This window comes from Corynebacterium sp. TAE3-ERU12, assembly GCF_019209905.1.
Lineage (GTDB): Bacteria > Actinomycetota > Actinomycetes > Mycobacteriales > Mycobacteriaceae > Corynebacterium.
On sequence record NZ_JAHUTM010000001.1, the window covers coordinates 1,302,006 to 1,327,596 of the forward strand.

The following is a 25,591-nucleotide window of genomic DNA, read 5'->3' on the forward strand; positions in this document are numbered from 1 at the left end:
ACGTGCCAAGAACGAGTAGCCTTAGCCGCGTGATTGAACCCACCACTATGAGCTGGTCTCAGACCATCGGTTTGTCCATCGTGCAGGGCCTCACCGAATTTCTTCCGGTGAGCTCCTCCGGCCACCTGCGTATTGTCTCGGAATTGTTCTGGGGTGCTGATGCTGGCGCCTCGTTCACCGCCGTCATTCAACTCGGCACCGAGGCCGCGGTGCTGGTCTACTTCGCCCGCGATATCTGGAATATCGCCTCTGGTTGGGTGCGGGGCTTATTTAATAAGTCCGCCCGTGGGGACCAGTGGCGGATGGGGTGGATGGTTATCGCCGGCACCATCCCCGTCGGTGTTGTTGGCTTCCTGGGGAAGGACCTAATCCGCGATAATCTGCGCAACCTGTGGATCACCGCCGCCGTGCTGGCTGGTTTCTCCCTGGTATTCATCTGGGCAGAACGCCGCTCGAAGCGTAATCGCGGTTTCGGTTCGCTGCGCATGCGCGACGCGCTCATTATGGGTGGCGCCCAGTGCCTGGCGCTGATCCCTGGTGTGTCACGTTCTGGTGGCACCATCTCGGCGGGCCTGCTGCTGAACCTAGAGCGCGAAGTAGCTACCCGGTTCTCCTTCCTGCTGGCAATCCCGGCCGTGTTGGCCTCGGGCTTATTCTCGCTTCCCGACGCTTTCGACCCGCAGGCTGGCCAATCCGCCACTGCCGCCCAGTTGGGTGTGGGCACGCTGATCGCCTTCGTTGTGGGCTACGCCTCCATTGCCTGGTTGCTGCGTTTCGTGTCGAACCACTCCTTCGCGTGGTTCGCTGCCTACCGCATCCCGGTTGGTCTCGCCGTGATGGGTCTGCTTGGTGCCGGGGTGCTCTCCGCTACCTAGTGACCCCGGGGCGGTAGTGTTTGCCCCATGCGTTCTTGGCCTACACCCGAGGTGCCCGCTATCCCCGGCGCACCAGTACCGCTGAAGCTGTACGACACCGCCCGTGCTGGGGTGCACCTGGTGACCCCAGGTCCCGTAGCCGGGCTGTATGTCTGTGGCATTACCCCCTATGACGCAACCCACCTTGGCCACGCAGCGACCTATGTGGCATTCGACATCATCCACCGGGTGCTGCTCGCGAACGGCCACGACGTGCACTACGTCCAGAACATCACCGATGTTGATGATCCGCTGTTTGAGCGCGCCGAGCGTGACGGGGTGGACTGGCGTGAACTAGGCGATTCTCAGATCGAACTGTTCCGCTCGGATATGGACAATCTCGACGTCATCCCGCCGCGGGACTATATCGGCGCGATTGAGGCCGTACCCGAGGTCATCGAGATGGTCTCCCAGCTGCTGGCCAATGGTTCTGCCTACCAGCTAGAGGGCGACGACTACGCCGATATCTATTTCCGCCGCGACGCCACAAAGCAGTTCGGCTACGAGTCGAATTATGACGAAGCAACGATGTCGACATTCTTCGCTGAACGCGGCGGCGACCCGGATCGCCCCGGCAAACGTGACCCGCTCGATGCTTTGCTGTGGCGCGCGGCCCGGCCGGGCGAGCCGTCCTGGGAGGCCCCATTTGGTGCTGGCCGGCCCGGTTGGCATATCGAGTGCTCGGCTATTGCCCGCAACCGGCTCGGCGTGCCCTTCGATATTCAGGGCGGTGGCAGCGACCTGATTTTCCCGCACCATGAGTTCTCCGCCGCCCATGCCGAGGCCGCCGCCGACGCCCCGCGCATGGCCTTGCACTATGTGCACACCGGCATGATTTCGCTGGACGGCACAAAGATGAGCAAGTCCCTGGGCAACCTGGTGTTTGTCTCTAAGCTCACTGCCGCTGGCCACGATCCGGCGGCGATCCGCCTGGGCATTCTGGCCAGTCATTACCGCCAGGACCGGCCGTGGTCCGATCAGGTGCTTGCTGAGGCAGAACACCGCCTGTCGCGGTGGCGTGAGGCTGTTGCCAACCCAGGCGCCCCGGCCGCCCCGGCTGTAGTGGAGCTGCGCGAGGCCCTGGCTAATGATATTGACACCCCAACGGCCTTGGCCGTGGTCGATAGGTGGGCCGCGCGCAGTGGCCACGAGCGGGTCGATACTGCCGATGGTCAGCTCATGGCTGATGCGGTGCGCGGCCTGCTCGGCGTCAACGTCGGCATGCCGAACGAGACCACCTGGGGTTAACCCATGAAGATGCAGACGTGGTTGCGCCGGATGCAACGCAAGGGCCTCGCCGCGTTGGAGTCATTCTGGTTCATCCCGTCGCTATGTATCGTGCTGGCGATGCTGCTGGCCTCTGTGCTGGTGCAGGTGGACCGCAGTAATTCCTTCGAGTCGGTGACTGAAGGGTTGCTGGAGTTGGGGGTGTCCGGCTCACGGTCGATGCTGTCGGGTATTGGCGCCACGGTTTTCGGTGTTGCCGGCACCGCGTTCTCCATCACTATTTCAGTGGTGGCCACCGCGTCGACAAGTTATGGCCCGCGTTTGGTGCGTAACTTCATGGCTGACCGCGGCAACCAGGTGGTGTTGGGCGTGCTCAGCGCCACGTTCGTGTACTCACTGTTGGTGCTGCGCACGATCCGGGCGGGCAATGAGGAGTCCGGCGGGGACTTCGTGCCGCACGTGGCGGTGTATTTCGCTATTTTCCTGGCCGTGGCTGATGTGTTTGTGCTGGTGTACTTCATTAATCACATCGCTACGTCGATCCGGGTGGAGACTCTCTCCCGCGCCACCCGACTCACCTTCGTCGATACCGTCAAACGGGTCTTCCACGAACGCGATGAGGACAGTGCGGACGCCGCCGCTGCGGAGACCACCGCGGTGCCGCCGTTCCGCCCGCCGCATTCAGAGCAGGTCACTAGGCCTTCTGGGGGCGTGCGCAAGCTGTACGCCAACTCCACTGGTTATGTCACCAGCGTGGATGGTTCCACCCTGCGCGATGCTGCCGCGAAGAATGATGCGGTCATTGAACTGTCGGTGGGCGTGGGCTCGCCGGTGGCCCCCGGTGAGGTGGTGGCCCGAGTGTGGCGCAATGGTGACTCCACCCAGCCGCTGTCCGACGATGTGGTCTCCGCGCTGGATACCGCGCTGCGCCACGCCACTGATGTGGAGGATTCGCGCAACCCGTACCGCGATGTGGCTTTTGCTGAGCAGCAGGTCGTCGAGCTGGCTGTGCGCGCCTTGTCCCCGGGCAGCAATGACCCGTACACGGCTATGGGTGCCATCGATGAGCTTGTGCCTGGGCTCATCCTTGCGGTGCAGCGGCAGGCCCCACCACAGCTGCTTGCCGACGATGATGGCGTCATCCGCGCTTCCATTCCGCGGGTGAGTGCGGCTGATGTCATTGATCAGCCGTTTACCCATATCGTGCCGTATTCAATGGAGCAGCCCTTGGTGCTGGAGGCGATGGTGGAGATGGCTACCCGCGTAATGCCGCATATATGTGAGCCGGGCCTGGCGGTGCGGTTACGCGGGCATGTGGCCACCATGATTGACCAAGCCGAGTCCCACGGCGCTCAGGCCTCTGATATCACCCGGCTACGCGCGGCTGCGAAGAGCTTGCCCGATGCCGAGTAGGGCTCATTCCGGCTGGGGGCGGACTAGCAGTGTCTGCACCGACCGGCCGACCGGGCCGTGCTCGTCGTAGAGTTCACCGGCGGTCATGCCGATACCGTCGGGGCCGATGGAACCGCGCGCGGAGATACCGAACCAGCCCGGGGTGGGCTCGCGGTGCAGGTGCACCACAAGGTCGGTGTTCATAAACGCCCACTTCTTCGGGTCCAGGGTGGCGCCGATGCCGTTGGCGGTATCCACCACACTCATCAGGCGCTCGATGGTGGTGGGTTCTTCGCCGCTGACTACGGGGTGGTCGGTGCGTACCCAGTGGATCATTGGGCCCTCCGGGTTATCGGGGTCTGGCATACAGCGGGCCCGGATGGAGCGGATAAAACCACCATCCCATTGCAGTAGCGGCACATCGGCGCCGCGGCCGGTGATCTCGCTGCCTTCTGCGGGGCACTGTTCGGGACCCGGGATATCGCGCTCAAGGGCGCGGGTGATGACGTCGGTGTCGTGTACCTGCATGCGCCATGCCGCTGCGGAGGCCACCGCCCGCCAGGTGCCTTTGACCTCAGCGAGCAATTCGGCATCGACTTTGCAGATTTGCCGGCCTGGCCGCGATACCCACGAACGCACCCGCAGCTCGGTGTAGGGCACAGCGCCAAGCAGGTCCACGGCAATACGGGTAGTGCGCATCCCGGGGGCCACGCCTTCGCAGCGTTCCAGGGCGCGGGTGAGAAGCGCGGCTGGGGGAGAGCCATGCTGGAATTCACCCCAGGCGCCGTGGGTGTGCTCGGTGGGTTGGAAGCATTCGAAGGTGGTGTCGCCTTCGGTATGCACTCCAAGGGGTTCGAAATAGGCGGAGTTGCCGGCAAGGGATTCAGTCGGGGAGCCAAAAACATCGTTATGTGCCATGCCAAAACAATAACGGTGTGTGACGATTCGTGTGGGCATTGCCGACTAAGTCCGTAGCACTGCGACCAGGTAGCCTTCCCCGAGTGATGGACGCATTGTTATGGGATATGGACGGCACCCTGATCGACTCCGAGCCGCTATGGGGCAGTGGGGTCTACCGGCTGTCTGAAGAACTCGGCGGCCGGCTGCCCGATCACCTGCGGCAGACCACCATCGGCGGTTCGGCACCACACACAGTCAGCGTCATCGAGAACTACCTCGGCCTCACCCTCACCGACAAACAACGCGAGCGCGCCGGGGAGCGTCTATTCGAGCTTTTCCTCGAGGCACTCAGCGCGGGGGCACCAATGCGGCCGGGGACCCAAAACCTCCTCGCCGAGGCCAAAGCAGCCGGTATCCCACAGATCCTGGTCACCAATACGGTGCGCCGGGTTGCGGTGCACTCCCTGGAACAGATCGGGCCGGACTGGTTCGACGGGGTGCTCTTCGGCGACGACGTTGCCCACGGCAAACCCGCACCCGATATTTATGCCGCCGCGGCAGCCCAGGCCGGCACCACGCCCCAACGCTGCCTGGCGATTGAAGATTCCCGCAATGGCGCCACCGCTGCCGTCGCGGCTGGGTGCGTCACTATCGCCGCACCTGTTGATGATGAGGGGGATATCGCCGAGGGGGCATCACGCTTGAGTGATCTGACTGGCGATAGTGATTTTGGGCGCATCTCGCTGCAGGAACTCGCGGCGCTCTACGACCGGCTGGCCACGGCATCGTGAAGCACCAGGCTGGGTGTGAAACAATGGCTGCCGTGAAAGACTTCGAAACCCTTTATGAGCAACTGCGCCAGCGTGCACAAGACCGCCCCGAAGGATCGTCGACAGTGGCGATGCTAGATGCTGGCGTCCATGCCCAGGGCAAGAAGATTCTGGAGGAGGCTGGCGAGGTATGGCTGGCCGCCGAATACGAATCCGATGAGGAACTGGCCGAGGAAATCTCCCAGCTCATCTACTGGCTGCAGGTGCTGATGGTCGGGCGGGGACTCACCCCGGACGATATCTATCGCACCCTGTAGTTTTCGCCTACTGACCTGTCACCGGCACACACCACCCAGGAGATTCTGCCACCATGCTGCGCGTCGCCGTGCCCAATAAGGGCGCCTTGTCTGAAGCCGCCCTCGAGATTCTTACCGAAGCTGGCTACCCCGGCCGCGGTGATTCCAAGCGGCTCACCGTCACCGACGCCGCCAATGGGATTGAGTTTTTCTTCCTGCGGCCCAAAGACATCCCGATTTACGTCGGCAATGGCCAGCTGAATCTGGGCATCACCGGACGCGACCTAGCGGCAGATTCGCTCGCCCCGGTCGATGAGGTTCTTCAGCTCGGTTTTGGTGACTCCACCTTCCGCTATGCCGCACCCGCTGACCAGTCCTGGAGCATTGAGAAGCTCGAGGGCAAGCGCATCGCGACGTCGTACCCCAACCTGGTGCGCGAGGACATGAAAGCCCGCGGCATGAAGGCGGAGGTCATTCGCCTCGATGGGGCGGTGGAGATTTCCATCAAACTTGGCGTTGCCGACGTTATCGCCGACGTGGTCTCCACCGGGCGCACGCTGCGCAAACAAGGACTAGCTCCCTTCGGTGAACCACTGGTGACCTCGGAGGCTGTTGTGGTGGCCCGAAAAGGGGCCGAAGCACACCCCGACCAGGATGTGTTCCTCTCCCGCATCACCGGCATCCTGCACGCAAAGAACTACCTGATGATTGACTACAACATCAATCGCGCTGACCTGGAACAAGCCTCCCAGGTCACCCCGGGCCTGTCCGGGCCGACGGTGTCGCCGCTGCAGCATGATGACATGGTTGCGGTACGCGCGATGGTGCCGCGCGACCAGGCCAACCCGGTGATGGATAAGCTCGCCGCTCTCGGCGCGCAGGCAATTTTGGCCTCGGATATCCGGATCGCCCGTATCTGATTCGAGGCGGTTCGCCGCTGTCACGTCGGCACTGGCTGCGCGCAGGCAAAGCTGGGCAACCTTGGCTAGCGTGGATTGTATGACTGCCAATACTTCCAGCGCCCCCAACCACCAGGCCGACGTACGAATTGAGGAAGACCTCCTGGGTACCCGGGAGATCTCCAATGACGTCTACTACGGCGTCCACACTGTTCGCGCGATGGAAAACTATGACATCTCGAACAGCACCATCAATGACCACCCCGAGTTCATTCGCGGCATGGTGATGGTGAAAAAAGCCGCAGCTATCGCCAACCGTCGTATCCACACCATTCCTTCCGATGTGGCCGACGCAATCATCTGGGCCTGTGACGAAATCCTGGTCAAGCACCGCTGCATGGACCAGTTCCCCATTGATGTTTTCCAGGGCGGGGCGGGCACGTCACTGAATATGAACACCAACGAGGTGGTGGCAAACCTCGCGCTGGAATACTTGGGCTACCCCAAGGGCAGCTACGACGTGGTCAACCCCAATGACGACGTCAATAAGTGCCAGTCCACCAACGATGCATACCCCACCGGCTTCCGCCTGGCTGTGCATATCGCGCTGCGTGGCCTGCTTGGGGAACTCGAGGAACTGGCCTATTCGCTGCACGATAAGGGCGATGAATTCAACGACGTCATCACCATGGGGCGCACCCAGCTCCAAGATGCGGTGCCGATGACGCTGGGGCAGACCTTCCACGCCTTCGGCAATAACCTCAACGAAGAACAGCAAGTACTGTCCAGTGCCGCTGCTTTGCTTCTTGAGGTCAACCTTGGTGCCACCGCAATCGGCACTGGTGTCAACGCCCCGCAGGGCTACCGGGAAGCCGCGGTGCAGGCACTGCGCGAAATCACGGGCCTGACCGTGGAATCCTCCAAGGACCTCATTGAGGCCACCAGCGATACCGGCGGTTATGTCAATGTGCACTCCTCCCTGAAGCGCACTGCGATGAAACTGTCCAAGATCTGTAATGACTTGCGCCTGCTGTCCTCCGGCCCGCGCGCTGGCTTCAATGAGGTCAACCTGCCTGAGCGCGCCGCAGGTTCGTCGATCATGCCGGCCAAGGTCAACCCGGTCATCCCCGAAGTCGTCAACCAGGTGTGCTTCAAGGTCTTCGGCAATGATGTGACCCTGTCCATGGCCGCAGAAGCAGGCCAGCTGCAGCTCAACGTCATGGAACCGGTTATCGGCGAGTGCCTGTTCTCCTCGATTAACCTGCTACGCAAGGCCGCGCGCACGCTGCGGGAGCTGTGCATTGATGGCATCACCGCCAATAAGCAGGTCTGCCGCGACTACGTCGACAATTCCATCGGCATCATCACCTACCTCAACCCGATCATCGGCCACCATATGGGCGATGTCATCGGCAAGGAGGCCGCAGCCACCGGCAAGAGCATCCGCACCCTCATCCTGGAAAAAGGCCTGCTCGATGAGGAAGAGCTCGAACGGGTGCTGTCTGTCGACAATCTCATGCACCCGGAGTACCGCGGGCGTCGCTATGTCGAGGGGGAAACCCGCCTGGATGAACTACGTGCCCGCGCCGCCGACGACAATACCGAGGGCGCGCAGCTCACACCGTCGGAAAGCCACGAAGAAGTCGCTGGCGAATGCGATGATGAAAAGGCCCCAGAGGCTTCCGACGACACGGCCTAGCACCTAGGCAGCCCCGGGCCAGCCGGGGTATTCCGGGGGTTCGTGGCCGAAGGCGGGACAGTAGCTGTCCTTAAAACTGCACCAATCGCACAGCTTGCTCGTCTTCGGCGCGAAATCCCCGTATTCACCATCGCGAACAATATCGGCCCACAGCTGCGACAATTCCCGCTGAAACCGCTCCAATTCCGGCACCCGCGGCACATGCACCAAGTCATCCGCGGCCTTGAGGTACATCAGCCGCAGCTGGTCGGGCACGCGGCCAGTGATTCGCCAATACACCAGGGCATAAAAACGCATCTGAAACAGCGCTTCGTTCTGGAACCGTGGCGCGGGCTTTTTGCCGGTCTTATAGTCCACGATGCGCACCTCACCGGTGGGGGCGACATCCACCCGGTCAATGAACCCACGCGCCGGCACCCCCTCTAGGCGGGCGGTGACGAACTGCTCTAGCTCAGTCGCATCGAAGCCCTGCGGGTTTTCCATCATGAAATACCCCTTGAGCAAAGCTCGGCATTGAATGAGGAAATCCAGCAGGTCATCCTCGCCGACGAGTTCATCGAGCTCAGCGTCCTTATCGGCCATTTCCCGCCAGGTGGGTTTGAGCCGCGCAACAGCATTGGGGTAGGTGCGCGACTGACGCGGCCACGAGTGCATCTGCTCTAAAACATCATGCACTAAAGTGCCTTTGACCTGCGCAATGGTTTGGGGCTCTGGGATTTTGTCGATAGCGCGCAGCCGGTACTTCAACGGGCATTGCCGGTAATCATTGGCACGCGATGGGGACAGCGCCAGGCGCCGGCGGTTGGCTGGGGCCGGCGCGGCATTCGATTCGGGTGCAGCAGGCGGGTGGGGCATAATTTGCAAGGCTAGCGGCCGCCCGGACATCTACCGGATAAGCCCACCGCCCGTGTTCATCACAGCGGGTTGCACCACACCATCACCTGGAAGGGGAACACGGACATGGCACATAGCGGACCATTCCACGTCGGCGACCGCGTTCAGCTCACCGACGGCAAGAACCGAAAATTCACCATCACCCTTAAACCTGGTGAGCGCTTCTTCACCCACCGCGGGCCGATCGCCCACGATGACATCATCGGCTCCCAAGAAGGCACCACCGTGGTCTCCGGGGAAGGCACTGTGTACTTAGCGCAGCGCCACACCCTGGTTGACTATGTGCTGTCCATGCCGCGCGGTGCAGCCGTCATCTACCCCAAGGACGCTTCCCAAATCCTGGTTGAAGGCGACGTATTCCCCGGCGCCCGGGTGCTGGAGGCCGGTGCCGGTTCCGGTGCAATGAGCCTCTACCTGCTGCGTGCCATAGGGCCGAGCGGAAAACTCATCTCGTATGAAATCCGCGAGGATCACCTCGAGCACGCTGAGCGCAATGTTTCCGAGTTCTCCGGCGGACACCCCGACAACTGGGACCTGCGGCTTGGGGATCTGCGCGAGGTCACCCCCGAAGACTGCGGCGGCACCGTCGACCGGGTGCTGCTGGACATGCTGGAGCCGTGGACCTGCCTGGAGGCGGCGAAGAATCTCCTCGAGCCCGGCGGCATGCTCATCGGCTATGTCGCCACCGTCACCCAGCTGATGAAGGTGATGGAAGGTATCCGCGAATTGGGTTGCTTCACCGAACCGCGCGCCTGGGAGACGATGGTGCGTGACTGGCATGTCGTCGATCTCGCGGTGCGCCCGGTGCACCGCATGCAGGCCCATACCGCGTTTGTGCTCACCGCACGTCGGCTAGCCGATGGCACTGTGGCGCCGCGCCCGCAGCGGCGAAATCGGCGCTAATACACGCCAGCAACGGGGCAGCACAGGGTCACCACACCTGCGGCAGGTAATCTGGCGCTTATGACCGAGCTAGCCGATCACCAGCGTGAGATCCGCAGCCTCGAGCAGAAGAACAAGGTGCTCGCGGCGCGCAACGAAAGACTCGTTGACGCGCTCAGATTAAGCCGGGACCAACTCTCCGAGCTGCGCCGCGACCTTGACACGCTGACCGACCCACCGTCGACCTACGGCACCTTTTTGCAGGCCATGGCCGACGGCAAAACAGCCGACGTCTACACCGGCAACCGCCGAATGCGGCTGAATGTGGTCAGCACTATTGATGCCCGCACGCTGCGCCCGGGTGCGTTGGTGCGGATCTCTGATGGTGCCGTGATCGTCGAAGACTGCGGTTTTGTCGACAACGGGGACTTAGCGTTAGTGCGCGAAAACCTGCCCGATCGGCGGCGCATCCTCGTCACCGACCCGCACGGGGAGGAATACCTGTTAAATCTTGCAGGTGAATTAGCGCCGAAAATTGGTGACACGGTACTGGTCGACCGTAAAGCCGGTTATGCCTTTGAGGTCATCCCGAAAGCCGAGGTCGAAAACCTGGTGCTGGAGGAGGTTCCCGATGTCGACTACGGCGATATCGGTGGCCTGACCAAGCAGATCGAGCAGATTCATGACGCCGTGGAGATGCCATTTCTGCACCCGGAGCTGTTCGCCTCCTATGACCTGCGCCCGCCGAAGGGCGTGCTGCTCTACGGCCCGCCCGGTAATGGCAAAACCCTTATCGCCAAGGCGGTGGCTAATTCGCTGGCCCGCAAGATCGCGATCTCGCGGGGCGCTGATGAGTCCGAGGCTCGCCGCGCGACCTCCTATTTCTTAAATGTCAAGGGCCCGGAGTTGCTCAATAAGTTCGTCGGCGAGACCGAACGCCAGATCCGGCTCATTTTCGACCGCGCCCGCGATATCGCCGAGGATGGCCGCCCGGTCATTGTGTTCTTCGACGAGATGGACGCGATTTTCCGCACTCGCGGTTCCGGTGTGAGCTCCGATATGGAAAACACCGTCGTCCCGCAGTTATTGGCCGAACTCGACGGTGTGGAAGGCCTGGACAATGTCATTGTCATCGGCGCCTCCAACCGTGAGGAAATGATCGACCCCGCAATTCTGCGCCCGGGGCGACTGGACGTGAAGATCCGCATTGAGCGTCCCGACGCTGACGCCGCCCGCGATATCTTCGCTAAGTACCTCACCAGCACTTTGCCGTATGCCGACGAGGATATCGCCGCCCACGGCAGTGCTGAGGCAGTCGCCGCCCACCTCATTGAGGCCACCACTAACCGGATGTACGCCGCTGGTGCTGAGAATGAGTTTGTGCGGCTGACCTACGCTGATGGCCGCCAAGATGTGCTGTACTACCGGGACTTCGCCTCTGGGGCGATGATCGCCAATATCGTCGACCGGGCGAAGAAACTCGCGATTAAGGATGTCATTTCTGGCACGGCCAAGGGCATCCATGAACGCCACCTGATTAGTGCGGTTACTGAGGAGTTCGCCCAGAACGAGGACTTGCCCAATACCGCCAATCCGGATGAGTGGGCCCGCATTTCCGGGCGCACCTCTGGTCGCGTGGTTGATGTCACTGTGCTCTCGCAGCGCGGTGCGCATTGCCCTGATATTGATTCCTGCACCCAGCCCGACGCTTAGGGGGAAGTTGTGGCCCGCGTTTTAGGCACCGAGATCGAGTACGGCATTGCAGCACCTGGCGATGCCGACGCCAGCCCTATTTTCACCTCCACCCAGGCGGTGTTGAGCTACGCCAAGGCCCATGCCAAGGGCCAGTCCCGGCGAGCCCGCTGGGATTATGAGCCAGAGTCGCCGCTGCGTGATAGCCGTGGTTTTGACCTGCGGCGCTACCGGCAGACTCCTGTGGTGGACCCGGATGCACTGGGGGCGGCGAATATCATCACCGATAATGGCGCCCGGTTTTATGTCGACCATGCCCACCCGGAATATTCCGCCCCGGAGACCACCGACCCGTTGGAGGCGGTGATTGTGGACCGGGCTGGTGACCACATCATGCTCGAGGCCGCCAAGCTCGCCAGCGCCGAGCCGGATTGCCCGCAGCTGAAGATTTACCGCAATAATGTCGACGGCAAGGGCGCCTCGTACGGAACCCACGAGAATTACCGGTTCCGCCGGGACACGAATTTCGATGACATCATCACTGGGCTGACCCCATTTTTCGTGACCCGCCAGGTCTTTTGTGGTGCTGGCCGGGTGGGCCTGGGGGAGAAGGGCCAACATGCTGGGTTCCAGATTTCCCAGCGCGCGGACTATATCGAGACCGAGGTCAGCCTGGAGACCACGCTGAACCGCGGCATTATTAATACCCGCGATGAGCCGCATGCGGACCCGGACCAGTGGCGGCGCCTGCACGTCATCATTGGGGATGCGAATATGTCGGAAACGGCGACTTTCCTCAAGTTGGGGGCGACGTCGTTGGTGCTGGACGCCATCGAGGCCGGGGTGGATTTTTCCGATTTGGCGCTGCGGGACCCGGTTTCCGATGTGCGCAAGGTGTCCCGGGATCTCAGCTGCACGGAGAAGCTGCAGCATGAGGACCATGTCACGTGGCGGACTGCGGTGGAGATCCAGTACGAGTACCTCAACCGGGTTGCCGAGTTCGATACGCATGGCACGGTGGTGTCGCGCTGGCGTGAGGTCCTGGATCTGCTGGCTAAAGACCCCATGTCGACTTCCGGGATTCTGGACTGGACGGCGAAGCTGTCCTTATTGGAGGGCCTGCGTTCGCGCGGCAACCTCGGCTGGGATCATCCCAAGCTTGCCCTTATTGACCTGCAGTATTCCGATATTGATCCCGACCGCGGCCTGTATCACGCGCTGGTTGCCCGGGGCCGGATGCGTCGGCTTACCGACGATGAGACCGTCGCTCGGGCGGTGCATGAGGCCCCCACGTCCACGCGCGCCTATTTGCGCGGCGGGCTGCTGCGACGCTTCCCGGCCGATATTGTCGCCGCCAGCTGGGATTCCACCATCGTCAACGTAGGCGATACCGATAACAGTGGTGCCCCCACCGACCCGAATGCGTTGGTGAAATTGTCGCTGCATGACGTGGAGGGCCTGGGTGCCGACGCGGTCGCGGACATTGTTGAGAATGCGGAGACCATTGGCGATGTGGTCGGTGGCCTTTGTGCCCGGGGCTTGGCGGGGTTGCGCCCGCACGATGCTGATACTTCCGAGTAGAACTAGATCAGGTACGACGAAAGGGATTTTGCGCGATGGCGGATATTAAAGGCTCGCAGATTCAGGGTGGTGGCTCCGGCGGCGACGATGATGAGGTCGATGCCGCTGGTGGCGGCCAGCTGCAGGAGCACGCCCAGCACACTGATGACATTCTTGATGAGATTGATGGGCTGTTGGAATCCAATGCCGAGGATTTTGTGAAGTCCTACGTGCAGAAGGGCGGCGAGTAAACCGTGACGGCAGCCGACCCCACGGTGTTGACGCGCCGTATTGCGGGCATCGAAACCGAATACGGCGTGGTGTGCACCCAGGACGGTAAGACCCGGCTGGGGCCCGATGAGACCGCGCGGTACATGTTCCGTCCGGTGTTGGAGGAGCATGGGGCGACGAATATTTTCACCGATAACGGCGGCCGGCTTTATCTCGATGTGGGTTCGCACCCTGAGTTCGCTACAGCTGAGTGTGACTCGATTAGCCAGCTGATTGCCCATGACCGGGCAGGGGAGCGCATTCTTGACGAGTTAGCGGTGCGGGCTGAACGTGCGCTTGCCGACGAGGGCATCGGCGGCGAGGTGTTTTTGCTTCGCAATAATGTCGACTCAGCCGGTAATTCTTATGGCTGCCATGAGAATTTGCTGGTGGGTCGGTCGATGAGTCTGAAGGCCTTGTCGAAGAAGCTGTTGCCGTTTTTGGTCACCCGCCAGCTGATTTGCGGTGCTGGTGTCATCACTCGGCCGTATCCGGGTAGCCCGAATGAGAAGGACCCTGCCCAGTTCTGTTTCTCCCAGCGCGCTGACCATGTGTGGGAGGGGGTCTCCAGTGCGACGACGCGGTCGCGGCCGATTATTAATACCCGTGATGAGCCGCATGCTGATTCGTCTCGGTTCCGTCGCCTGCATGTGATTGTGGGCGACTCGAATATGAGTGAGACCACCACCGCGCTCAAGGTCGGTACTGCCTTCCTTGTTTTGGAGTTGATCGAGGCTGGGTGGGAGTTGCCGGATTTGGAGGTGGCCAATGAGATTAAGGCCATCCGACTGGTGTCGAGGGATGTGACGGGGCGGGTGCAGATTCCGTTGCGGCATGGTGGCAGCGAGTCCGCGTTGGCTATCCAGTACATCTATCTTGAGGCGGCGAAGCAGTACCTACAGCAGCGTGATGATTCCGACTCGGGCACGAAGAACGCCGAGTTCCAGCGCTTGGTGGAGTTGTGGGAGCGCACGTTGCACGCCGTTGATTCCGGGGATTATTCCGGGATCAGCCGCGATATTGACTGGGCGATTAAGAAGTCGCTCATTGACCGGTATTTAGATCGCGGTCTGGAGCTGACGGACCCCCGCTTGGCCCGCTTGGACTTGGCGTATCACGACACGCGCCCCGGACGTGGCATTTTCCGGCTGCTCGAGGCCCGCGGTGCGGTGAGCTCGTGGGTGAGCGATGAGGATATCCAGCACGCGATGACTACTGCGCCGGAGACCACCCGTGCGCATGTGCGGGGCGAGTTTTTGCGCCGTACCCGCGAAGCCGGGCTGGCCACTGTTGTCGACTGGACTCATTTGAAGGTCAGCGGCGATAACCCGAAAGCCGCGGTGCTCGATGACCCGTTTATTACTGAGGATGCCTCTGTTGCCGCGTTGCTTGATGAGCTGACTGGGGGAGCGTAGCAGTGGTTGACCAGCTCACTCCGGCGCGTCGCCAACTAGAGCTTGTGCTGCACCTGGAGGAAAATCCGCGTGGCAGCACCCGGGAGCAGCTCGAGGCCCGGATCAGTTCCTATTCCGCTGCCGACGATGCGGCGCGCAAGATGTTGGAACGCGATCTTGCTGCGCTGGAGTCGGCTGGGGTGCCGGTGGTGGAACGCACTGTCGCTGGTTCCCAGGTTGCCTATGCGGTGGATGCGAAGCAGTGGCATTTGGTGGACCCGAATCTCACTGAGGCTGAATCCCAGGTGGTGGCGATGGCTGGGTCGGCGACTTTCGCGGATCGGTCACTGTCGCGAGTGGGCTCTCGTGGTTGGGCGAAGATTGCTGGGCTGCGTGGCCGGGAGGATTTAAAAAATGCTGATTCGGCGGTGGTGGTTGCCGATAATTCGTTGCTCACCGGCGCTGATTTGGATGCGATTATTGCCGCGCGACTGTTCGGACAGCGCATCAGGTTCTGGTACACACCGCAGGTCGGGGATAATGATCAGCAGCGCCTACTCGAGCCGTGGCGGCTGTTTCCGCATGACGGGAAGCTGTACTTAATTGGGTGGGATGTTCACCGCAAGGGCCCACGAACATTCCGCCTGTCCCGGATGTGTGAGGTCACGACCAGTGCAGATGATCTGGCTGTGCATGGCGACCCGGGTGCGGCGGAGATGCGTCGGCTTGCCGAGCAGTCTTTATTCGGTGAGTTCACTGATGGCCCGGTTGTGATTGATGTTGTGCCTGGCACGTGTGGCGATATTGTGCGCACCGCCCGGGATTGCGGCGATGGCCGCTGGGAGCTTCCCGAGATGCCTATTCGAGAAGCCACCAATATGGCCCTCGAGCACGCCGGCGATCTCGTCATCGTGGAACCAGTTGCGGTGCGCGAGCACGTTATTGCCCAGCTGCGCGAGGTTGTGGCCGCCTATAAGGAGCCCGCTGATGGCTAAATCGAGTGCAACGATTGGCGAATTGCTTACTGTCGCGGCGTATTTCTATCAGCGCCAGCACAGTGTGATGGAGGCCGCCGCCGAATTGGGTGTGGATACGGCCACGGTAACGGAGTGTTTGGATGCGCTTGCCGACGCTGAGGTCCCCGGCCAGACATCTATCCCAGCGTTTGATGTGGTGCGTCCGAACCGGTTTACCGCGGAGATCACGCGCAGTCGCGTCGAGCCGCTGGGGTTGCCGCTGAAACTCACGGCAACTGAGACGGCCACGTTATTGCTGATTTTGCGGGCGCTTATCGGTATGCCCGATGTGGCTGACCCGGCTGTGGTGCGGTCGGCGGAGCAGAAGCTGCGTGCGGTTGCCCCGCGTGCTTTTCAGCGTTTCTCGGTTTTGCTTGATCTGGATTCGCAGCAGCGCAGCCCGCTTGAGGTGGCGACTACTGTGCGCCGGGCGGTTGACTCGCGCCGGGTGCTCGAGATTGATTATTGGTCTGGTTCCGATGAGCGCTCCACCCGCCAGGTCAATCCGGTGCAGCTGCGCGCTGTCGACGGGTTTACCTACCTCTACGCCACGGACCGCGTCACCGATAACGGTGAGCAGGTGAAGCCTAAGACATTCCGCCTGGATCGGATCGAATCCGCGCGAGTGCTCGACGAGGCGGCGGCGCGGATAACGTCGGAAAGCCCGGACCCGGAAGACCCGCACGGCTTTCTTGCCGAAGACGAGGCGGAGTGGGTGCCGGTGCGCATCGCCGACGGCTGGACGTGGGTCAGTGAATACGACCCGGTAGTCGATATCGAGCCTGCTGAGGATGGCGACGGCTATACCGCGTGGATTCCCGAAGGCGATATTCGCCGCACGGCGGGGTTCTTGTTGAAGCGTTTCCCTGGGGTGCGGGCTACCGATGATGGGGCAGTGGCACGTACGGTTGTCTCGCGCGCGGAAATGGCATTGGCAGCGTATGCTCAACTGCCAGCGTCAGATGATGGCGCATAGAATCTGGACTGTCGCAGCCCCGACGCTGGATACTGGTAACGCCCACCCCCTATTCACTATTGGAAGGTGCACCTCATGCCGACTCTCGGTTGGCCCGAACTGCTGCTCATTCTTATCGTCGTGATTGTGCTCTTCGGCGCTAAGCGTCTGCCGGATGCAGCCCGTTCGCTGGGCCGCTCCATGCGCATTTTTAAGTCTGAGGTCAAGGAAATGCAGCACGATGATGCGCAGGATGCTGGCCAGAACTACCAGCAGCCCCCGCAGCAGCTTCCGCAGGCCCAGCAGCAGCCGCAAGAAGGTTACCCGCAGGGCTACCAGCCGCAGCAGGGTTACCAGCAGCCTCAGCAGCAGCCGCAGCCGGGCTACCAGCAGCCCCCGCAGCAGCCCCAGGCTCAGCCGGGTTACCAGCAACCGCAGCAGGGCTACCAGCCCCCGCAGCAGTAATTAGCTAGTGGCGGAGAAAACGAAGCCCCGGGGTTTGCGGCGTAAGCCGAAAAACCCCGAGGGCGTGATGACGATCGTCGAGCACCTCCAGGAGCTACGCTCCCGGCTGTTCAAGGCCGTGCTGGGTCTTTTCCTCGGCACGATTATTGGCTTCATCTGGTACCAGGTGTCGTTTCATATCGGTCACCTACATGTGCTCTCCCTCGGCGAGCTACTTAAGCGGCCCTATTGTTCGCTGCCTCCCGAATCACGTTTCGGTGGGAATCTGACAGAAGAATGCCGCCTGCTGGCGACCGGCCCGTTTGAGATGTTCATGCTGCGCCTCAAGGTCGGCGCGCTTGCTGGCGTGGTGCTGTCCTCGCCGGTGTGGTTGTACCAAATGTGGGCGTTCATCACCCCGGGCCTGGTGCGCCGCGAACGCCGCGCAACATTTATCGCTGTTACCGCCGCAGTGATCTTATTCTGCGCAGGCGCCGCCCTGGCCTATTTCGTTGTCAACTACGGTCTGGCGTTCCTGCTGGAGATCGGTGACGAGGCCCAGGTGGCTTTCCTCACTGGTGGCGAATACTTCTCGTTTATCCTCGCCCTGCTGTTGGTCTTCGGCGTGAGCTTCGAGCTGCCACTATTCATCGTGATGCTCAATATCGTCGGCGTGCTGGAATACGACACGCTGAAAGACAAGCGCCGCATCATCATTCTTTGCCTGTTCATCTTCGCCGCGTTCATGACCCCGGGTGGTGACCCGGCATCGATGTCGGCCATGGCTATTGCGCTGTGCATCATGGTCGAGATTGCCCTGCAGTTCTGCCGACTCAATGACAAGCGCCGCGCCAAGCAGCGTGCGGAATGGCTGGATCTTGCCGACGATGAAGCATCCGGGCCGGTGCGTTCCTCAGGCCCAATCCAGTCCGAGCCAGTCACTGGCCCCACTGGTTCCCGCCCGGCTGCCTCGACGCTCAATAGGCCCGCGCCGGTGCGTACGACCAACCAGCCGCGCCCCTCGGCGCCACCGGCCTCGTCGCCGTATGGTGCGCCGCAGGCCTCCGCGCAGTCGGGCCAGGCAAAGCCGCTGTCGGAGCGCGAAGGCTCTGACTTCGACGACGTTCTCTAAATGAGCACATTCGCATGGGATGGCACGCAGTTTGTTCCTGCGTCCACCCCGTCTGGAAAACTTCGCGTCGCGGACTCGTGGCGCCAGACCAACGGACATGTCCGACGAATTGACCTGCACCAACAGCGATTTTCGCACTCCACTGCCCAGTATGGTTACCGGGTAAACGGGTCGGCGCTCTTTACCGCTGCGGTGGAGCTCATTCCTGCGGAAGGGGAGTGGTTTCCCCGGCTGAGCCTCGTTGAAGACACCGTGTACCTGGATATTCGGCCGGGCCCAGAGCGTCGGCAAGCACTAACCGTGCAGGTACTACCACCAGGCGATCCACGCACTAACCCCCGGGTGAAGGGCCCTGACCTAGCCCGCACCGGCGCGCTCATCGCCGACGCAGCTAAGGCTGGGGCGCACGAAGTGCTGTTCCGCGACGAACAAGGTCTCGTACTGGAGGCCGGCTATGCCGCGCTGGTCTGGTGGGACGGTGAGGCATTGTGCGTCCCGACGCCTGAGCTGCCGGTCCTGCCGAGTGTGACCCGCTTGGTAGTGGAGCAGCGCGCCCACGAGCTAGGTGTACCAGTGCGCCAGGTGGCCGCCAGACTCGCCGAACTCGATGGCTGCGAGGCGTGGTTACTCAACGCCTACCAGGGGATTCGCTATGTCACCGACTGGGTGGGCGCAGATATCACGCCCGGCGCGCCGCAGCGGTTCACCTCCTGGCGGGAGTTCCTTGACGGGCAGCTCACGCCGGTTCATCAGTAGCGGGCGGCGCGCTCAAGCTCCTCATCCAGATCGATTCCCAAGGCCACGCCAAGTGTGCGGGCCTTCACCCGGGTTTCCTCCCATTCCTCCGTGGGGTTTGAACGAGCCGTGATGGCACCACCGACGCCGTATTCGACGTGGTCGGCGTGGTGGAGGATGGTGCGAATCACGATGGAGAGGTCTGTGCCTCCATTGACGCTGATATAGCCCAGCACGCCCGAATACACCCCGCGTGGAGCGTCCTCGAATTCCCGCAGCAGCTGGACCGTGCGGTATTTCGGGGCACCGGTCATGGACCCGCCAGGCAAGGTGGCGCGCACAGCGTCGAGGGCGCCATTGGTCTTGGTGAGTGTGCCCCGAATCGTGCTGACCATCTGGTGCGCACCAGCGTGGGATTCGATATCGAACAGCAGTGGCACCTCAACTGAGCCTGGTGTGCACACCCGGGATAAGTCATGGCGGAGCAGATCAACGATCATGAGGTTCTCGGCTCGCTCCTTCACCGATTCGTGAAGCTCGGCGGCCAGGCGAGCGTCGGCATGCGGATTGGCCGCACGCGGGCTGGTGCCTTTGATGGGTTTGGCCTCGACCTGCCCGAGGGGGTCGACGGTGAGGAAGCGTTCCGGGGAGGCCGACAACACATGGTGGTCGCCGAAGGCGAGATAAGCCGCGAAGGGGCGCGGGCACAACGTGCGTAATCGCCGGTAGAGCTGCCAGGAGTCCGTGCGGGCCCGCACCCGGATCGAATTAGTCAGACACAGTTCGTAACTCTGGCCGGCGGCGATTTCCTCCTGGCACTGCTCGATGAGGTCGATGTAGTCGTCCCGACTGTGCCGCACCGTCACCTCGCCGCATTCCGGAGCAGGTGGCAGCGGCAGCTGCTGGGCGCGCATGGTGCGTATCCGCTCAGCGGTGTCGCCTACCCACTGGTATTGCTCCTCGGCGACGGATTCGTCGGTCAGCGCCAACACCCAGGCGGTGGTGTCGTCAATGACGACTACGCGATCACTGAAGACAAGTTCAGCCGGCGGAGCACTCGTGCCGGGGTCGATATGGGTGTGTGGGTCCAGCCAACGGCAGGCGTACTCATACCCGAGGTAGCCGACCCAACCGGGGACGAAGGGCAGGGACTCTGGCGGGATATCCGTGCCATCGAGGTCGCGCGCCGCTACTGAGCCCAGGGTGGATTCCACAAGGTCCACTAAGTCGATATCGAGGTCGTGGCTGCCTGCTGTACCGCGGACCCGGACGCCGTCGGGAAGCGCAGTCGCCACTTTCGCCAGCGGCCCGGCTGCGGAACCGCAGATGGATACGCCCGTACCAGTAGCGGAGTCGAGCCACCAGGCGTGGTCGTCCTGCCGGAATATTTCGTCGACAATTGCTTCCGAGGTGGCCTCCACAGCTACCCGTTGCACAAGCACCTGCCAGTGCGGGCGGGTGCCCGACGATAGCGGCACGGATGCGGCCCCCGACGACTGAACGCTGTGCCTACTACCGCCCCGCCGGTGCTGCTGATTCCACTGCCGGGCGCAGTCAAAGAAGCGCTCCAGCAGACTGCGGCCCTGGTGTGAACAAATGGATTCTGGGTGGGCTTGGAGTCCCCACTGCGGGCGGCTGCGCCGGTGTAGGCCCATCACGATGTCCCCAACGAGGGCATCGACCACAATGTCCTCATGTGCGGCGCTTTCGCGCGGGTCAACGATGAGGGAGTGGTAGCGCACCATCGGCACCGGAGAGGCCAGGCCGGCAAAGAGGCCCCCACCGTCGTGACGCACCTCAGCTACCTCACCATGTACCGGGCGAGGCGCCCTGATAACCGATACCCCAGCATCGTGGGCAATGGCCTGCATACCCAGGCAAATACCAAGCACCGGTACCTCGGACTGGGCAATAGCCGCCGCGGACACCCCAAGGTCTGCGGCACAATCCGGGGTCCCCGGGCCAGGGGAGACCACAATCGCGTCGAAACAGCGCAACCACTGGTCAACTTCACCCGGAGCCACCGGAGGGTTGTCGTGGACAATCACCTCGGGTGCGGCGCCGGTGACCACCGCAATATCGTGAGCCACGTTATAGCTAAACGAGTCGTGGTTATCGATGAGCAGTACCCGCATCGTTCTCCGTGGTGTTGGCCCTAGTGTTCATTGCGCTGACGTCGGTGGAATTCTACTGGGCTACCTTGTACTGGTCGGCTCCGTCTTCATCACCGCACTTCGCCGCTCTGATATCGGCACTGCCATCGCATGGGGTCTGGTGACGTTAGTGCTTCCCATCGTGGGTTTTGTGATCTGGGTGTTTGTCCGGCGAACTCGCAAATAACGCCGCGAACTGACACCCTGGCGGCATGAGCGTCCTCGATACCTTCGTCGCCGATCTGGGCTTCACCCCGGACGAATTCCAGCTCGACGCGTGCCGATCCATCACCAACGGCCGCGGGGTGCTGGTGTGCGCCCCCACCGGCTCCGGCAAAACTGTTGTCGGTGAATTCGCGATCCGCCGGGCTCATGAGACCGGCGGTAAGTGCTTCTACACCACACCGATTAAGGCACTGTCGAACCAAAAGTACCGGGACCTGTGTGCGGTCTACGGCGAGGACAACGTCGGCCTGCTCACCGGCGATATTTCCAATAATGGCAGCGCAGACATTGTGGTGATGACCACTGAGGTGCTGCGCAATATGATCTACGCCAAGTCACCGCAGCTGAACCGGCTGCAGTCGGTGGTGATGGATGAGATCCACTACCTCTCCGATAAAGAACGCGGCGCGGTCTGGGAGGAAGTCATCCTGGGCCTGGCAGAGGACGTGCAGATTGTGGGCCTATCGGCGACGGTGTCCAATGCGGAGGAATTCGCCAACTGGCTCACTGAAGTCCGCGGGCATACCGACATCATTGTTTCTGAGCGCCGCCCCGTGCCGCTGCACCAGCACATGATGGTCGGCAACCGACTGATGCCGCTGTTCGCCTCTGACGGCGAGACAGTAAACCGCGATGTGCTGGCCGCTGCCTCCTTGGCGGAGAAGAAGCGGGTGCGGATGGCTCGGCGTACCGACGTTGTGTCCATCCTGCAGCGCCGCGGGATGCTGCCGGCGATTATCTTCATCTTCTCCCGGGCTGGCTGTGATGGGGCGCTGGCACAACTGGGTGCCTCCCGAATGACGCTGACCACCCCGGATGAGCAGGAACAGATCTCGGCGATTATCGACGCCGGTGTGGAAACCATCCCGCGCGAAGACCTCGAACTGCTCATGTTCCGCCGTTGGAAGGCGAGCCTGATGCGCGGGTTCGCCGCCCACCACGCAGGCATGCTGCCGGCCTTCCGGCACATCGTGGAAAAACTCTTCAACGCTGGTTTGCTCAAGGTGGTTTTCGCCACCGAGACCCTGGCGCTGGGTATTAATATGCCGGCGCGCACCGTGGTGCTCGAGCGGCTGGTGAAGTACAACGGTGAGGCCCATGTGGATCTCACCCCGGGCCAGTACACCCAGATGACGGGTCGCGCGGGCCGGCGCGGCATCGACACCGTCGGTAATGCGGTGGTGCAGTGGGCTCCGGCGATGGACCCGCAGTGGGTGGCTGGTCTGGCGTCCACGCGCACCTACCCACTGATTTCGACCTTCGCGCCCGGCTACAATATGGCCGTTAACCTGCTGCGCACGCAGGGCTATGCCGAAGCAACAGCGGTTCTGGGGCGCTCTTTTGCCCAGTATCAGGCCGATGGTGAGGTCGTCGGCGAAGTCCAGGCTCTCGAGCGGGCGAAGCGGCGACTAGAAAAACTTACCGACGCGGCCCAGGCACAGGACCGCGATCTTGACGCGCTGCTGGAGTATCTCGATATTCGTGCGGCGATCACTGCCGAAGAGCGGGATGCCAAACGCCGCAATATTGAGGACCGGCACAAAGAATCGACCGTTGCGCTGCGCAAATTGCGCCGTGGCGATGTGATTGCGATGCCGCGCGGCAAGAAGGTTGAGCTGGTGGCTGTGGTGCGGGAAGAACATGGCGGCGCGAATCCGCGTCCGGTGGTGGTCGGCGAGAAGGGCTTCACCGGCGCTATTGATGCCTCAATATTCCCGGCCGCCCCGACTGTGTTGGGCACGATCAAGGTCCCCAAGGACGCCGCCCATAAGCCGCGGCGTGCGGTGCAGTTGGTGCAGTCGGAGATTGCCCGGCGCAGCATTAAAGGCCCGCGTCGGCTGAAGCGTCGTTCGGTGAAGCCAACGAAGAAGATGAAGGAGCTGCGGGCGAGGCTGCGCGAGCACCCCATGCATGGGGACCCGGCGGCTGATGCGGCGATGGCTGAGGTTGATGCGCTGCGGAAGGCCCAGCGTGAGGTGAAGCGCCTAGAGCAGCGGGTGGCGAAGAAGTCGGACACCTTGGCGAAGATGTTTGACCGCATTTTGGACCTGCTCAGCGAGATGAGCTACGTCGAACGCGGTACTGCGTCTGCCGACGGGGATAGTGCCGAGCCGTGGGTGGTCACTGATGAGGGCGAGCGCCTGGCCCGGATCCACAGTGGTTCGGACCTGCTGGTGGCGACCTGTTTGCGCCGCGGGATCTGGGACGACCTGGACCCGGCAGAACTTGCTGGTGCGGCCTCGGCATTGGTGTTTGAAAACCGTCGCCCCACTGAGGCTGCCGCTGCGGTGCCGACGGAGGCCCTGGCCACTGCGATTAGCAATATCAACCGGCTGTGGGGCGAGCTCACCGCCGACGAGGAGCGCCACAACCTGCCGCTCACGAAGGCACCGGACGCCTCTTTTGCTGGTGCGATGCACCAGTGGACCGCGGGAGCACCGTTGGCGTATGCCTTAGCCGCAGCTGCCGATAATGGTGCTGAGTTGACCCCGGGTGATTTCGTGCGGTGGTGCCGTCAGGTCATTGACCTGCTGGAACAGGTGAAGGTTACGGGCTATACCGACGAGATTCGCCGCAATGCCCGCAAGGCCATTGAGGCGATTCGTCGTGGGGTAGTGGCGCTATACAACGGCTAGCGCACAATTTTGTCGCCACCGCACTTATCGATGGTGAACTGGTCGAGCACACCGTCGGTGACGCCATTGGAGGAGACGATGTCGGCATCATCAGTGACCGTGACGGTGGCGGTGACTTCCAGGGCGCAGCCGGAAAAGTGCAGGCGCTGGTACGTCGATAACCCCTGGGCCCAGACCTCGCGCTGTGCGCCGAAGAGTTTCCAGGACAGGTTGTCCTCGCTGGTGGGGTAGAACTTCGAACCAGCGGTGGCGGTGAGGTAGACCGGGCCGGAGACTAAGTCGCCCTTATTCGACGATGTCAGGTGGCCGCGGGCGTAGGAATGATCGTGGCCAGTGAGCACCAGGTCCACATCATGTGCCTCAATCACGGGCGCGAAGGCGGCGAGCTGAGCGGGGTCCACGCGCTTATCCGTGGAGTTAATGATGGGCTGGTGCAGCATCACAAGCGACCACTGGTGGGGGTTGGTTGCTAGTGCTCGCTCGAGGAAAGCGGCTTGGGCGCTGTAGCCCAAGTAGTTGCCGGTGAGCACCACAATGCGCACGCCCTGGTAATCGACGTAGAAGCTCGAATCAGGAAATTGTGCCGGCCCATTGAGCGGATGGGTGAAGTGGTTGCGGTAGGCCCGTGCGGTCGGGTCCGGGCCGTCGTCTTTAAGCCAGATCTCGTGGTTGCCCAGTGCGGTGAGCATCGGGGTATTCGGGGCCTCAGGGCCTATGCCGTTGTACCAATCGGACCATTGCTTGTCCTGGCCGGAGTGGTTGATCATGTCACCGCCCTGCAGCAGCAATTTAGCCTCAGGGTTGTCGTTGAGCGCTGTGTGGGCGGTAATCGGCCAGTGGGTGGTGAGCCCATTTTGGGCATCGCCGACATACAGCACGTCGAAAGGCTCATGACTATTGGCGGCGGTGGTGAATCGGTACCACTGGCTGTGCTGGTCGCCGAGGCGTACCCGGTAGGTGTACTCAGTACCACCGGCTAGGCCAGTGAGTTCGACGAACTGGAAGAAGCGGCCATCGTATTCGTCTTTGGTTATTGCTGGCACGCTGATGAGCTGGCCATTGCCGGTGCGGTATTCAACACTCGTGTTTTCGCTGGGGCTGCGGAAGGTGATGGTGACACCGTGGGCGCCATCAGCGCTGGGCGCGACAATGACTCGCTCAACCGGGGAGTGGGGGTCGACCTGGTTATTGACGGTGGCGTTTTCATATTCGCCGTACGGCCCGTTGTCTCCGTAGAGGACATCATCGAGTTCGCCAAGAATTTTTTGGGTTGCTTCGCCAGTGGCGGAGTTGAGTGCGGCGGCGGGCCCGGCGGCAGCGGTGAGTGCGGTGGCGGCTGTGAGGGCGGCGGCGAGTACTGAGGCGCGGCGGTCCAAAGCAGAAACCTTTCCTATGCGGTCGAGTGGGAGCAGCGTTGTGTGCAAACCTCATTAGTGTGACGAGGTGGGGTCACAGCTTCCTGACCAGCATCTGAACATGACATGAACCTAGAAGTTTTCTGCTCTG

General features: G+C 62.1%; 23 protein-coding genes. 19 read left to right on the forward strand and 4 right to left on the reverse strand.

Annotation, left to right across the window (positions count from 1 at the left end):
* Positions 1-29 precede the first annotated feature (29 nt).
* Genes KRX51_RS05930 through KRX51_RS05940 form a run of 3 tightly spaced genes read left to right on the forward strand, consistent with a single transcriptional unit; the run spans position 30 to position 3,554 of the window.
* Positions 30-875, forward strand: coding sequence for an undecaprenyl-diphosphate phosphatase (locus tag KRX51_RS05930; RefSeq protein ID WP_218362089.1), 846 nt, complete (start codon positions 30-32; stop codon positions 873-875).
* Between the two features lie 27 nt (positions 876-902).
* Positions 903-2,162 (forward strand): cysteine--1-D-myo-inosityl 2-amino-2-deoxy-alpha-D-glucopyranoside ligase, encoded by a 1,260-nt coding sequence (mshC, locus tag KRX51_RS05935; protein ID WP_218362090.1) that lies wholly within the window; start codon positions 903-905, stop codon positions 2,160-2,162.
* Between the two features lie 3 nt (positions 2,163-2,165).
* Positions 2,166-3,554, forward strand: coding sequence for a DUF2254 domain-containing protein (locus KRX51_RS05940; protein ID WP_218362091.1), 1,389 nt, complete (start codon positions 2,166-2,168; stop codon positions 3,552-3,554).
* Between the two features lie 3 nt (positions 3,555-3,557).
* Here the strand turns inward: KRX51_RS05940 and KRX51_RS05945 are convergent, their stop codons facing one another.
* On the reverse strand, positions 3,558-4,451 hold the full coding sequence (locus KRX51_RS05945) for a thioesterase family protein (RefSeq protein WP_218362092.1): 894 nt from the start codon (positions 4,449-4,451) through the stop codon (positions 3,558-3,560).
* Between the two features lie 86 nt (positions 4,452-4,537).
* On the opposite strand from KRX51_RS05945, the gene KRX51_RS05950 reads away from it, so the two are divergent.
* The 4 genes from KRX51_RS05950 to aspA all read left to right on the forward strand — a co-directional run bounded on the left by KRX51_RS05950 (position 4,538) and on the right by aspA (position 8,097).
* Positions 4,538-5,224 (forward strand): HAD family phosphatase, encoded by a 687-nt coding sequence (locus KRX51_RS05950; RefSeq protein ID WP_255549515.1) that lies wholly within the window; start codon positions 4,538-4,540, stop codon positions 5,222-5,224.
* A gap of 23 nt (positions 5,225-5,247) precedes the next feature.
* Positions 5,248-5,520, forward strand: coding sequence for a phosphoribosyl-ATP diphosphatase (locus tag KRX51_RS05955; RefSeq protein ID WP_218362094.1), 273 nt, complete (start codon positions 5,248-5,250; stop codon positions 5,518-5,520).
* 53 nt (positions 5,521-5,573) lie between these two features.
* Complete coding sequence (hisG, locus tag KRX51_RS05960; protein WP_218362096.1) at positions 5,574-6,419, forward strand: ATP phosphoribosyltransferase; 846 nt, start codon at positions 5,574-5,576, stop codon at positions 6,417-6,419.
* A gap of 79 nt (positions 6,420-6,498) precedes the next feature.
* On the forward strand, positions 6,499-8,097 hold the full coding sequence (gene aspA, locus KRX51_RS05965; RefSeq protein WP_218362098.1) for an aspartate ammonia-lyase: 1,599 nt from the start codon (positions 6,499-6,501) through the stop codon (positions 8,095-8,097).
* A 3-nt stretch (positions 8,098-8,100) separates the two neighbouring features.
* Here the strand turns inward: aspA and KRX51_RS05970 are convergent, their stop codons facing one another.
* Positions 8,101-8,952 carry a RecB family exonuclease gene (locus tag KRX51_RS05970; RefSeq protein ID WP_218362099.1) on the reverse strand — a complete coding sequence of 284 codons (852 nt, stop codon included), beginning with the start codon at positions 8,950-8,952 and terminating at the stop codon, positions 8,101-8,103.
* A gap of 105 nt (positions 8,953-9,057) precedes the next feature.
* Here KRX51_RS05970 and KRX51_RS05975 point away from each other — a divergent pair, with 105 nt between their 5' ends.
* From KRX51_RS05975 to KRX51_RS06020, 10 genes are all read left to right on the forward strand, one after another.
* Positions 9,058-9,894 (forward strand): tRNA (adenine-N1)-methyltransferase, encoded by an 837-nt coding sequence (locus tag KRX51_RS05975; RefSeq protein WP_218362100.1) that lies wholly within the window; start codon positions 9,058-9,060, stop codon positions 9,892-9,894.
* Between the two features lie 60 nt (positions 9,895-9,954).
* Entirely contained in the window at positions 9,955-11,586 is a 1,632-nt protein-coding gene (arc, locus tag KRX51_RS05980; protein WP_218362101.1) for a proteasome ATPase, read from the forward strand.
* Between the two features lie 9 nt (positions 11,587-11,595).
* On the forward strand, positions 11,596-13,146 hold the full coding sequence (gene dop, locus KRX51_RS05985) for a depupylase/deamidase Dop (protein WP_218362102.1): 1,551 nt from the start codon (positions 11,596-11,598) through the stop codon (positions 13,144-13,146).
* 35 nt (positions 13,147-13,181) lie between these two features.
* Positions 13,182-13,376, forward strand: coding sequence for a ubiquitin-like protein Pup (locus tag KRX51_RS05990; protein WP_218362103.1), 195 nt, complete (start codon positions 13,182-13,184; stop codon positions 13,374-13,376).
* Between the two features lie 3 nt (positions 13,377-13,379).
* Positions 13,380-14,810 (forward strand): Pup--protein ligase, encoded by a 1,431-nt coding sequence (gene pafA, locus KRX51_RS05995; RefSeq protein ID WP_218362105.1) that lies wholly within the window; start codon positions 13,380-13,382, stop codon positions 14,808-14,810.
* Between the two features lie 2 nt (positions 14,811-14,812).
* Complete coding sequence (locus tag KRX51_RS06000) at positions 14,813-15,784, forward strand: WYL domain-containing protein (RefSeq protein WP_218362107.1); 972 nt, start codon at positions 14,813-14,815, stop codon at positions 15,782-15,784.
* The gene (locus KRX51_RS06005; protein WP_218362109.1) at positions 15,777-16,781 is read left to right on the forward strand and encodes a YafY family protein; all 1,005 of its coding nucleotides are present in this window, start codon (positions 15,777-15,779) and stop codon (positions 16,779-16,781) included. Before KRX51_RS06000 ends, KRX51_RS06005 begins: the two co-directional genes overlap by 8 nt.
* A gap of 75 nt (positions 16,782-16,856) precedes the next feature.
* A complete protein-coding gene (tatA, locus tag KRX51_RS06010; RefSeq protein ID WP_218362111.1) occupies positions 16,857-17,225 on the forward strand; it encodes a Sec-independent protein translocase subunit TatA in 369 nt (122 codons plus the stop codon).
* Positions 17,226-17,292: 67 nt separating this feature from the next.
* Positions 17,293-18,336, forward strand: coding sequence for a twin-arginine translocase subunit TatC (tatC, locus tag KRX51_RS06015; RefSeq protein ID WP_218362301.1), 1,044 nt, complete (start codon positions 17,293-17,295; stop codon positions 18,334-18,336).
* Positions 18,337-19,092: an aminotransferase class IV gene (locus KRX51_RS06020; protein ID WP_218362113.1), complete on the forward strand. Its 756-nt coding sequence runs from the start codon at positions 18,337-18,339 to the stop codon at positions 19,090-19,092.
* Here KRX51_RS06020 and pabB read toward each other — a convergent pair.
* A complete protein-coding gene (pabB, locus tag KRX51_RS06025; RefSeq protein ID WP_218362115.1) occupies positions 19,086-21,206 on the reverse strand; it encodes an aminodeoxychorismate synthase component I in 2,121 nt (706 codons plus the stop codon). The two genes, KRX51_RS06020 and pabB, sit on opposite strands and share 7 nt — an antisense overlap.
* On the opposite strand from pabB, the gene KRX51_RS10320 reads away from it, so the two are divergent.
* Together KRX51_RS10320 and KRX51_RS06035 are read left to right on the forward strand one after the other, a co-directional pair.
* The gene (locus KRX51_RS10320) at positions 21,190-21,411 is read left to right on the forward strand and encodes a PLDc N-terminal domain-containing protein (RefSeq protein ID WP_218362117.1); all 222 of its coding nucleotides are present in this window, start codon (positions 21,190-21,192) and stop codon (positions 21,409-21,411) included. The genes pabB and KRX51_RS10320 overlap by 17 nt on opposite strands.
* 25 nt (positions 21,412-21,436) lie before the next feature.
* Entirely contained in the window at positions 21,437-24,085 is a 2,649-nt protein-coding gene (locus KRX51_RS06035) for an RNA helicase (protein WP_218362119.1), read from the forward strand.
* Here the strand turns inward: KRX51_RS06035 and KRX51_RS06040 are convergent.
* Positions 24,082-25,461, reverse strand: a complete 1,380-nt coding sequence (locus tag KRX51_RS06040) for a metallophosphoesterase family protein (RefSeq protein ID WP_218362121.1) — start codon at positions 25,459-25,461, stop codon at positions 24,082-24,084. The two genes, KRX51_RS06035 and KRX51_RS06040, sit on opposite strands and share 4 nt — an antisense overlap.
* Positions 25,462-25,591 lie beyond the last annotated feature (130 nt).